Annotated in this window: 7 protein-coding genes; 2 read left to right on the forward strand and 5 right to left on the reverse strand. The window is 47.9% G+C overall.

Annotated elements, in window-relative coordinates; genetic code table 11:
* Window positions 1-515: 515 nt before the first annotated feature.
* Window positions 516-1,472 carry a GDP-mannose 4,6-dehydratase gene (locus GK108_RS05340; RefSeq protein WP_163944031.1) on the reverse strand — a complete coding sequence of 319 codons (957 nt, stop codon included), beginning with the start codon at window positions 1,470-1,472 and terminating at the stop codon, window positions 516-518.
* Between the two features lie 216 nt (window positions 1,473-1,688).
* On the opposite strand from GK108_RS05340, the gene GK108_RS05345 reads away from it, so the two are divergent.
* On the forward strand, window positions 1,689-2,453 hold the full coding sequence (locus GK108_RS05345; RefSeq protein ID WP_170305381.1) for a tyrosine-protein phosphatase: 765 nt from the start codon (window positions 1,689-1,691) through the stop codon (window positions 2,451-2,453).
* Window positions 2,454-2,795: 342 nt separating this feature from the next.
* Window positions 2,796-6,236 carry a putative Ig domain-containing protein gene (locus tag GK108_RS05350; RefSeq protein WP_163944038.1) on the forward strand — a complete coding sequence of 1,147 codons (3,441 nt, stop codon included), beginning with the start codon at window positions 2,796-2,798 and terminating at the stop codon, window positions 6,234-6,236.
* On the opposite strand, the gene GK108_RS05355 is transcribed toward GK108_RS05350, so the two are convergent.
* The 4 genes from GK108_RS05355 to GK108_RS05370 all read right to left on the reverse strand — a co-directional run bounded on the left by GK108_RS05355 (window position 6,223) and on the right by GK108_RS05370 (window position 11,750).
* Window positions 6,223-7,119, reverse strand: coding sequence for an HAD-IIA family hydrolase (locus GK108_RS05355; protein ID WP_163944042.1), 897 nt, complete (start codon window positions 7,117-7,119; stop codon window positions 6,223-6,225). The genes GK108_RS05350 and GK108_RS05355 overlap by 14 nt on opposite strands.
* Before the next feature lie 207 nt (window positions 7,120-7,326).
* On the reverse strand, window positions 7,327-8,301 hold the full coding sequence (locus tag GK108_RS05360) for an NADPH:quinone oxidoreductase family protein (RefSeq protein WP_163944045.1): 975 nt from the start codon (window positions 8,299-8,301) through the stop codon (window positions 7,327-7,329).
* A gap of 239 nt (window positions 8,302-8,540) precedes the next feature.
* A complete protein-coding gene (locus tag GK108_RS05365) occupies window positions 8,541-11,021 on the reverse strand; it encodes a TonB-dependent receptor domain-containing protein (protein WP_163944048.1) in 2,481 nt (826 codons plus the stop codon).
* 90 nt (window positions 11,022-11,111) lie between these two features.
* Entirely contained in the window at window positions 11,112-11,750 is a 639-nt protein-coding gene (locus GK108_RS05370) for a response regulator (protein ID WP_212592740.1), read from the reverse strand.
* Window positions 11,751-11,756: the final 6 nt, after the last annotated feature.

The following is an 11,756-nucleotide window of genomic DNA, read 5'->3' on the forward strand; positions in this document are numbered from 1 at the left end:
TATTGAAAAGTCTTTTTAGTTGATTTTTTGTTTATTAAAAACAATAAAAGACTACATAAATTGTGTGTAAATTTTTAGTATATATTTTATTTATATTTATTGTTGAAATAAGATAACTTCTAATTGAAGCCGTAAAATATATTAGTTCGCTAATGCAGTATTTTTAGTTAAGTCTGACACAAAACGGTAAAAAACGGGTCTTAACGTCTGCCAATACAAATAAGTCATAGCCTGGAATGCGACAAATAGTATAGTAGTTCACTCTGGTAATGAGTGGATTATATCTTAATTTATAAAGTCGTGTGGAGAAGTTGATCGGTAGAGATAATGGCAAATCTAAAACACTTTCTGATACCGGAAATACTAGTAACAAAAATGAATTCCTCTAATTTATAGAAACCGTCGGGGATATTGTTGTTGTAATTTTTTGGTTACCAGCTGGTTAGTGGCTTGTTCGAAAGGGTTTAGAAATTTGGCAGAATCTCCTGAAAATTATCGTAGGGGACCACTTCGAATTATAAACAGACGACCGATTGATAGTACCAGCGAACAAAACGATTGATGCCTTCTTCAATCTGAACAGAAGGGAAGTAGCCGATTTTCGTTTTTGCATACGTAAGGTCGGCGCTGGTCAGGTATACATCGCCGGGTTGGTTAGGTTGCCAGTCGATAACCGCTTTACGACCAACTGCTTTCTCGAGTAAAACGACCAGTTCGCGTAAGCTAATAGGAGCCGAACCACCAATGTTGAGTAGCTCAAAGCCATTAAGGTGCTCAATGGCACGCGTTATACCCAGCACGGTATCATATATATAGGTATAATTGCGGGACGTAGTGCCATCGCCATACAACGTAATAGGCTGATCGCCATAAAGCTTTGCCGTAAATCGGCTAATAGCCATTTCTGGACGTTGGCGAGGTCCATACACAGTGAAAAAACGCAGACACGCTACGTTAAATCCATACAGGTGATGATACGTATGGGCTAATAGCTCTGCCGATCGTTTCGACATGGCGTAGGGCGATAGAGGGCGGTTTGCATCGTCATTTTCCTGAAAGGGAACAACGCTGGAGTTACCATAAACCGAGGACGATGAGGCCATCACTAGCCGCTTAAGACCTACTTTTTTCATGGCTTCGAGTAAGGATAAAGTCCCATTTACATTTACATCAATGCATACGGCTGGTTCATGGACCGAATCCCTAACCCCAGTTCTGGCCGCCAGGTGAACCACTGTATCGCAGGCATATCTTTTTAGTATACCCGCCAGCAACGTTTGGTCGCGTATATCACCTTCAATGAGGGTGAAGTTTGTATGCTGCTTAAATAAGCGTACATTGACTTGCTTTCGGCCCGGATCATACTGATTGTCGAAGTTATCTAAGCCAATAATGGTGTGGCCTGCTGACAGCAGATATTCGGTAAGATGAGAACCAATAAAACCAGCTGCGCCTGTTAGTAAGATTGTCATAGTTGGGAGTGATTATCAAATTGAACCGCTGGAATATTCTTATTGAAAAAACGTTTTAGGTATTGAAGCGTATTGTCTTCTACCTTTGTGATCTAGATTTTACGGTAGCTTTCTATGAAAAACCATAGTAGTTTTAAGCATTCAGCAAAATCAACGAGCATGGATATAGTTATACATTAATCGATTATGGGTTTCTGGCAAACGATCCGGCAAACGATGAATTTTCGTTCGACTCCTGCCGCTGAAGACATGGTTGACCCCTGTTTCTGGCGAGTCGATATGCATTCTCATTTAGTGCCGGGCATAGATGATGGTGTTAAAGATTCAGAACAGGCTGTTACGTGTTTGAAACAACTGGCAGACTGGGGAATCCAAAAAGTTATTACTACTCCGCACGTTAGTCGCGACTGGTATCCCAATGAGTCAGCTACCCTTCGCGCTAGTCAGGCTACTTTGCAGGCATTGGCTAACGACAACAATCTGGATGTACAGATCGAGATCGCAGCCGAATATTTACTGGACGAGTTTTTTCCCGCCCTTTTATCTGCTGATGACCTGCTGACTTTTGGTTCGGCCCGTTATCTGCTTTTTGAGGTTGGTTGGGCCGCTGCTCCTCGCCAGTTAGATGACTTGCTTTTCCGTATTCAGACTCGTGGCTATACGCCTGTTCTGGCTCATCCAGAGCGCTACTCATTTTACTATGAGGATCAGGACACATTGGCGCAGCTTCACGAAAAAGGGTGCCTGTTTCAGCTAAACTGGGCATCGCTTACCGGAAAATATGGCGAGCGTGCTCAAAATCAGGGACGATTTTTGCTCAAAAAGGGCTGGGTCGATTTTATCGGAAGTGACATGCACAGGCCCAACGATATTTCGGCATTGGGAGCCTTATTTACCTCCTCCGATTACGAGTTACTTCGTAAACAACCACTCCTGAACGAGACACTTCTCCAACCAAGTGCTCCTCAATCTGCTCCGTGAGGAGTGTCAACTCGTTAATAAACAGTTCATTGGTCTTATCATATACGTTGATAGTTTATCAATTTGCCTTATTGCAATACTAGGCAAATATATACGAATATGGAATAATGACAACTTTTGATTTGTTTAAGTGATTGAAAATGGTGTAATGTAAATAAGCGCAAAGGCCATATAGGCTAGCCTCGCTCCTGTAGGCCTATGGCAGTAGAGCCCCAAGAGCGGAGATAATAGCGCCCTACGACACTGTTGTTCAGCAACTAGCTTTCTGATACGTATCAAATTGATTAACTCTACTCGTTAATGTTCTGGTTTTGTATGGGGCGGGCGTCACAAAAACGTAGTATGATCGCTCGCGTAGTAATGTTGTTGTTAAGTACTACGCTCTTTGTTGAAGCACAATCGATCAGTGATGTAAAGGCATCTTCGAAGGCGGCAAAGGTTACCCCCGATTTATTAAATAATTTGTTGAACAATGGGGCGCCTGCGCCACCCGGACTGGGTAGAGGAGAAGACCTTCGTAATGAGTATACAATTAAGGAAAATCGGATAGCCATCGAGGCTATAGCTAACGATCAGAATGGTCAGGCTTTACTTGCCCAGCTCCAGGCATTGGGCCTGACAGAAGGAAACGCGTATCGAAGCACAGTTTTCGGTTTTTTGCCTATCGAAAAACTGGCTGACTTAAAGAATGTACCTGCTCTAAACTACGCCCGCCCTTACTATAAACCACTCACCAATACGGGCCTCGTTACATCCCAGGGCGACAAGGCATTAAAAGCTGATCTGGCCAGACAAACCTATAACGTAACGGGAGTCGGTTCTAAAATAGGAATACTTTCTGACAGTTATAATGCGCTTGGCGGAGCTTCGGCGGGCGTGGCGTCGGGCGATCTCCCTGCCAATGTTAGCATACTGGATGACTTCCCGACGGGGAGCGACGAAGGACGCGCCATGGCCGAAATTGTGCATGACGTAGCACCAGGAGCTGCCATTGCATTCAATACGGCCTATCGTGGTCAGGCTGGCTTTGCCAAAGGTATTATCGATCTGGCAAATGCTGGCTGTAATCTTATCGTTGATGATATTATTTACCTGACTGAACCGTTCTTTCAGGATGGAATCATTAGTCAGGCTATCGATCAGGTTGTCCTCAATAACAACGTAGCGTATTTCTCGGCAGCTGGTAATCTGGCCCGGTCATCCTATCAGACTACGTTTAAAAATTCGGGCATTAACTTATATGGTTACGGAATCGCGCATGATTTCGGTGGGGGGGATGTGTTTCAGAAAATCACGGTACCATCGGGCGGTACGCTCCGGCTTGTGCTTCAGTGGGATGATCCGTTTCGATCTGTGAGCGGAGGAGTCGGTGCCAGAACGGATCTGGATATTTTCTTCTTCAAAAATGGAATTCTGGTCGGCGGTAGCGCTATTGATAATATTGCGTATGGCGATCCGATTGAAGTGACTGGTACGTATGCCAATAACACATCGGCACCGGCGGATATTGACGTAGTGATCGTGAAAAATGCCGGACCCGATCCCGGCTATATCAAGTGGATCAATTTTGGTAGCTACACGATTACTACCGAATACGACACCCGTAGTGGATCATCGTTTGGCCATAGTGGCTCGGATCGGGCTATTGCCGTTGGAGCAGCTCCGTATTTTAGCACGCCCGCCTATAAACCGAGTCTATCAACCGCGATCATTGAGCCATTTTCGTCGGCGGGTGGAACGCCGATTTTCTTTGATGGGGCGGGACAGCGAATCAGTCAGGGCGGTGTTGTACGCCAGAAGCCAGACATAACTGCGGTCGATGGTGGGAACACGACGTTTTTTACAACCAACTATGAGCCCGACGGATTTCCTAATTTTTTCGGTACGTCGGCGGCTGCTCCCCATGCTGCAGCTGTAGCGGCCTTAATGCAGGAAAAAGCGAATAAAACCTTGTCGCCAATGGCTATTGCGTCGATTCTGAAGCAGACGGCCATCGATATGGACGATCCGGTAACCCCGTATTTTGACACGGGATTCGATTTTGGTACGGGCTATGGATTCATACAGGCCGATAAGGCTGTTCAGGCTGCGGGGCCGGGCGACCAATTGGCCATTACGAGTTTTACGTGCAACACCAGCAACTCTATCCTAACCAGTGTCGATTTTGTGGTCGGCTATTTGAATGGAACGTTCAGTCCGAGCGTTGCCCCGTTGTTTATCAATGGTGTAACAGGAGCGGGGCAGTTAGGCGTTAAGTACAATTATTCGTTCGATACGAATCAGAATACGCTCGCTATTCAGGATGCGGCCTCCCGGTCTACCTATTTTGTCTGGAAGTTTCGCGAAGCCTGTGCCACTACGTCGACACCTAATCGGCCGCCTGTTTTTACTGGTATTACGTCGCTGACGGGTGTGTTGGGAGTGGCCTTTCGGTATAACGTACCAGCCAATAGTTTTTCTGATCCCGAAGGATTACCCTTGACGTATGCCATTAATGGACTACCTGCTGGGCTTTCGTTTGATGCGGCCTCGAATGTAATTAGCGGCATCCCAACAGTAGCGGGCGTCAGTTCCGTAACCATTACGGCGACCGATGCTGGAGGGTTGACCGCTGTAGGTACTTTTTCAATTACCATCAATAAAACCATCGATCAGCCACAGCCTCTGGCATCGCTGACGATTACTAGTTTTAGGTGTCATACGGCAAGCGCTGGCATGTCGAGTGTGGATTTTGTGGTTGGCTATACCGACGGCAGTTTTACACCGTCGGTTCCGGCGTTGTTTATTAATGGCGTAACGGGGTCGGGGCAACTGGGCGTTCCGTATACGTATTATCATGACGCAAACCAGTATATCTTACCGATTCAGGATGCGGCTACGCGGTCTACCTATTTTGTCTGGAATTTTCGGGAGGCTTGCGGGAGTAGCCCGGTAGCCAACCGCCCACCTGTCTATAATGGAGGGCTATCCGATCAGACAGGTACAGTAGGATTGTCGTTCACATACACTATCCCTGCCACTGCATTTACCGATCCCGATGGACAAACATCGCTGATTTATACCGCTTCCAATCTACCTGCGGGACTGACGCTCGGCGCTACGTCCCGCACAATCAGTGGTACACCCATTGCCGCAGGTAGCCGGACGGTAACAATTAGGGCTACCGATGCATCCGGAGCGTTTGCTACCGCCACGTTTACCATAACTGTTGGCACCACACCGCCTGCTACGTTCGCCATCATTGGGGCAACTACGGTAGCTTGTGAGCGTATCACGTCAACAGAACGCCGGTTAACGTTTACACCACAATACAGTGGAACAAACGGTCAGACCATCACGTTTTCTGTCATTAATGAGAGTTTACCGACGAATTCGCCGGGACCGTATTCGCTACGTCTCTATACCGATAATCCGACCGTTACGTTACGGGCGGAGCAGGCTGGAATGGCCGGGGCCGTAACGTATCAGTACAACTGGCTGGCTGCCTGTAACGCCAATGCCCGACGGAGCGCAGAAGACCATCAAACCGATTTGGACGTTACGGTTCTGTCGAATCCGGTTCTCGATTCGCGTGTAGAGGTAGAGGTACGGGGTGTTTCCGGCGAATCGTTAACCTTGCAGGTTGCTGATGAACAAGGTCGAATTGTAAGCCGACACGTGGTTAGTCAGGCCGCCGATGTGGAGCGGCAATCACTCGCGCTGAACTACGCCCGAGGCATTTTTCTGTTAACCGTCAGTACACCTACTCAGATCAAGACGCTACGTATCGTTACGGGGCAATAGTGTTTTCGGAGATAACCACCGATTCGCAGATATAGGTAGGAATAATACCGGTACTACGAATTCTGATTTCGGCATCCTGGGCCTGGGTATTGCCGCTCAGGACCAGCACCGTGTCCAGCCCAAATTTGTTACCGCCCAGAATGTCGGTACGTAACGTATCGCCTACCATCAGAATGTCGCGTTTACTGATATGACCATCCTGCGGTGTCTCCAGACCCCGTGGCACTACGTTGTCGAGCCGTTCGTAGGCAAACATGAACAGTTGAGCGTCGGGTTTGCCAAATCGAATAAATTGTTTGCCGACAATGGTTTCGATCATTTCAGCTACGGCCCCGATGGCAATGGCAATTCGGGTTTTGGAAACAGGATAGGTTTCGTCGGTATTGGCGACAATGACCGGGATGTTCCGTTTCCGAAGCAAATTCACCGTTTTGTTCAGATCCGTATTCCAGTCAAAGCCTTCGTCGTCGAGCAGCACCAGGGCGTTGATGTCGGCTACGTCGGCAAGGTCTAACTGGCTAATGGGTAGGGTTTTCAGGCCGGTCGTTTCGAGGTAGTGGGCTGAACTTTCCGTGCCGAGATAAGCAACCGTTCCGTGATTGACTTTCAGGTCGAGGTATTCGCGGGCGAGCATACCCGAGGAAATAATACGGTCGGGTGTAATGTCGTAGAAACCTTGCCGATAATATGACTCGGCTAACTCCTGAGGGCTACGGGAGGCATCGTTGGTCAGTACGTAAAACTCCTTATTATTTTCTTTAAGCCAGCCAAATGTATTCTCGATTCCGGGAAGCAGACCTTCATAATTTTTTAGAACACCAAACGCATCGAAGAAAATGACTTTGTACTGAGAAGCTACGTCTTTGAAATCGGCAAGTTGCATAGAACGTACTGCGTAAAGTAGATGGTAAGAGCGAATAGCATAAAGCTGCTGAAATGCAGAAGAATATTTGTTTTTATCCTATTGCTGCGCGCAAAAATACGGTCTTAGCGAGAGTAAATAATTTTTTCCTGAAAAAAAGGTCAGTTTATCAGAAGCCATGATGCCACAAGCATCAGATAGTCAGCAAGTAAGCTCTGTGCTAATGGGTTAAATCTGAACGACCGCTTTGCCGATTACCTGCCGATCCACCAGAGCACGGAGGGCGGTAGCCGTTTCATCGAGCGAGTAAATCCGATGAATGTGCTGTTTTAATTGACCGCTTTCCACCCACGTTAAAATTTGCCGGAGATTGGCTTCACTGGCTTTTGGTTCGCGCTGGGCGAAAGCACCCCAAAATACGCCGACAATGGATGCGCCTTTCAGCAAAGCCAGATTGAGCGGAATGCTGGGAATTGATCCGGCGGCAAACCCGACAACCAGATACCGACCTCGCCAGGCTAGTGAGCGAATCCCCGGTTCGGCATAGCGGTCGCCCACGGGATCATAGACGACATCGGCACCGTTGCCATTGGTCAGTTCTTTAACTTGTTGCCGGAGGTCATCACGGGTGTAGTTGATGGTTTCATTAGCGCCTAGTTCTCGGCAAACCGCTAGCTTTTCATCGGTGGAGGCAGCGGCAATTACCCGGGCTCCCAGCAAACGGCCCAACTGAACAGCAGCCAGTCCGACCCCACCCGCTGCACCCAGCACAAGCAGGGTTTCGCCCGGTTTCAGGTTGGCACGATCGTTCAGCGCATGGTAAGACGTACCGTAGGTGTACATGGTTGAGGCTGCCGTTACGAAATCCATATCGGGGAGCATGGGCAGTGTGGATGAGGCCTTGCCAATTACTTCTTCAGCGAAACCGCCATGACCCGTCAGCGAAAAAACTCGATCGCCTGCCTTGAGATGCGTTACGTTGTCGCCTACAGCCGTCACGATCCCTGCCACTTCGCCACCCGGCGAGAAAGGGAAAGGCGGTTTAAACTGGTACTTTCCCTGAATCATCAGCGTATCAGGAAAGTTAACTCCGCAGGCTTTTACCTGGATAAGAACGTCATCTTTTCCGGGCAACGGCGCTGCTACGTCCTCAAAGGTAAGTGATTCAGGTAGCCCAAACTGGTTGCACAAAACGGCTTTCATAGAAGCAGAAAGGAGTGTTTGGACGAAAGTTACACTATTTACGTACTGAAGCAGAAATTGTTTAGCGTATATCAAGCTGGCGTTTCTGTCAGCATGACCAAATACAGCCCAATCTCTTTTCGATAACCTATTTCTCCAGGAAGCTTTCAGGGTTGTTCTTGTTGTGGGTAAAAGAGCTTGCGCCATTTTACCCACAACAAGAACAACCCTGAAAGCAAATCGCGCGAGTTGCGGATAGCTTATCGTGCCCGATTTTGTTCGTCTTCGACGCTGGATTGCCGTTGGCGTGCTGTTTTGAGGTTTCGATTTCCGAAATTGTAGGTAAAAGTCAGCCGGGCTACGCGGGTTTCCCAGCGATTAACAAACGTCAGGTCAGTAGACCCAAATTGAACCGTACCTCTATTGCGGGTAATGTCCAGGATGTCGCTAATGTTGAGACGTAACACGGCCGCTTTGTCCAGCATTGATTTCTGGAGGCCAATGTTAACCTGTCCCTGCCCGCCGAATCGAGCCTGCCCGTAAATCGAAGCCGTATTATACCAGCCTGAGATTTCAGCTGAAAAGCCTTTGGCAAGCGTTAAGCGATGGTTCATCGTGAAATTGGCCGACACACGACGATAGTCCAGTCGTTCTCCCAGATATTCTGCGTCGTATGCGTTGAAAAATACGTCGACTGTCTGACGTACCGACCACCAGGGCATTAACTTAATCGGAGTGCCGATACTCAAAATAACGTTGTTGAGGGCGGCCAGATTGACAGTTGTTGTTTTTAGAACCTGGTTCTGTTGCTCATTCACCCCGGTGATTACATCAGTTGTGTGATTGTATCCCAGGCTAATATTGGTTTCATTTTTGTAGATATACCCTATTTGAAAGGCATTGGTATATTGTGGACGAAGAAAGGGGTTCCCCTGCGCATAGGTATATGGGTCCATAACATAGATGAATGGATTTAAATCCTGGTAGCTGGGCCGATCGATCCGACGGCTGTATGAGCTTTGCCATTGATGATTATCGCTGGCTTTGTAGCTCAAAAAAACGCTTGGAAATGCATTCAGATAGCTTCGGTCTACTACTTTCTGGAGTGTTATCGAATTCCCGATTGAACGAGTATACTCGAAGCGTAAACCCGCCTGAACTGCCCATTTCGCCCAATTTTGGCTGCCATTCACATAGCCAGCCGCAATCGTTTCTTTATACAGAAAATGATTCGTTCGCTGTTGATCGGGGAGGTATCCTGATTCAGTCAATGTCCCAAATCGTATGTCGTTGTCCGACGTAACGTAACTGATTTTACCCCCTGTTTCCAGCTTAAGCCCATTGGCAAACGGATATACGTAATCGGCTTTTGCGGCTCGAATCAGAATCGTTGACGGGGTTTCATTGCGCTGGATTAAGGCAGGCTCGATTTCTTCCCGCTGGGCGTTCAGGTAATGTGTACGCATATTGTCGAGACCGCTGACGTGAACTTGTGCATAATCCAGATCGACGGTGAGTTCTCGTCCTGATGAATCGAAGGTATGTTTCAGATTAGCATTGGCCGCCAAACGCTGCATTGGCCGGGTCGACGTATTGATCATCGTAACCGTACGCTGAAGCTGGTTCTGCGCGTCGTAAATAAGGTTTCTATTATCAATTTCTGCGTTATTCTGGTTCAGTAATCCGTTGATCATAAGGCCAACCGTTGTCCTTTGGGTGAGTGTATAATCGGCCCCTGCTTTAAAGGTATGGGCATGATCGGTGCTTATCCGTGTCCCCAGGTTATTAACCGTGCTCGACGTATCGCCAGAGCCAAATCGACGCAGGGCATCAACTGAGCTGTAGCGTTGCCGGTAATCGTAATTGTAATTACCAAACAGATTCCAGTTACCTGACTTATGATTGAGGGATACGCCGACTGCGGCCTTGGGATAACGGCCATAGCCAGCCCCCAGCGTTGCGCTTCCGGCCGTACCGCCTGCCAGATTTCGACTTCCTCGTTTAAGCCGTATGTTGATAATACCGGCATTGCCTGCCGCGTCGTATTTCGAAGAGGGGTTGGTGATTAACTCAATCGTCTGGACACTGTTGCTGGGCGTATTACGTAACAAATTGACAACTTCCTGCATCGACAAATAAGTTGGTTTCCCATCAATCATGACCAGAACCCCGTCGCGGCCTTTAAAGCTGATCTTGTCGTTTTGATTGTCGATAACAACGCCCGGCGATTTTTCGAGCACATCCAGTGCTGTACCTCCTGCTGAAACAAGGCTATTCTCAACATTAATAATCGTTTTGTCGGGTAGTTGCTCAATAAAGGGTTTTTGGCCTGTTACGGTTACTTCACGTAATGTTTTTGTTGTTTGAGCAAGCTGCAGTGCCGGTACGACGACTTGAACCGTGTCGGAGGTTATGGTTAATGGACCAGAGGTTGTTTTCTGAAAACCGATGATCTGGGCCGATATCCGATACGTTCCGGGGAGGACCTTGTCAAAAATGTATCGACCGTCTCCGTCGCTAATCGCACCTTTTACCAGCGATGAATCGGTGTCTCTCAGGAGCATGAGTGTGGCAAATTCGAGCGGTTTCCCTGATGCGTCCAGCGTAACGCCCCTAAGGGTTGCCCGGCCTGGTACCTGACCAAAAGCTACTGATCCGAGCAGGGATAAGAGCAAACCAATAGATAGGATGAACCAGTAACAGGCGTATTGACTGGGAAGAAGTAGTGGTTGGCGTTTCATGGTAGCATTGTTGTTTAACGCTACAAAGGTGGCTGATTCGGCCACGCTCATCAATCGCACAAAGATGTGAAAAACGGGGTCGCCGGTGGGCTAAACCAGCCCTTCACGCATGGCTTTCAGAACGGCTTCTGTTTTGGAATTAACCTGTAGTTTGTCGTAAATGCTACGAATGTGGGACCGAACCGTATCGATACTGATACACAGATCGTCGGCAATAAGTTTATAACTGTAGCCAGCGACAAGTCCTTTTACAATATCCAGTTCGCGGGACGATAGTCGATAATCGTCGCTGGGGACAGCTTTCGGTTGCTGAAAATGCTGCAATACTTTACGGGCAATACTGGCTGTCATGGGAGAACCGCCCCGGTACAGATCAAAGATGGCCGCTACCAGCTCTGCCGGCGACGTGTGTTTTAGTAAGTAGCCGCTGGCTCCGTTCCGAATAGCCCGAAAGATTTTATCTTCATCGTCGAAAACAGTCAGCATCAATACCTGCGTCGTGGCCGAAATAGCTTTTACCATCGGAACGGCATCAATACCGCTGATACCGGGCAGATCAATGTCCATAAGCACGACTTCTGGACGTAACGAGCGGATTTCGTCGGGCAGATACTGGCAATTGCCAAATGCGCCCAGTAACGACAGGCCAGGTGTTGCCTGAATTAAAAATGAAATCCCTTCGCGCAATTCGCGATTGTCTTCATAATAAACAATTCCAATATCAGTCATAATCGT

The sequence above is a fragment of the Spirosoma terrae genome (assembly GCF_010435915.1).
Classification (GTDB): domain Bacteria; phylum Bacteroidota; class Bacteroidia; order Cytophagales; family Spirosomataceae; genus Spirosoma; species Spirosoma terrae.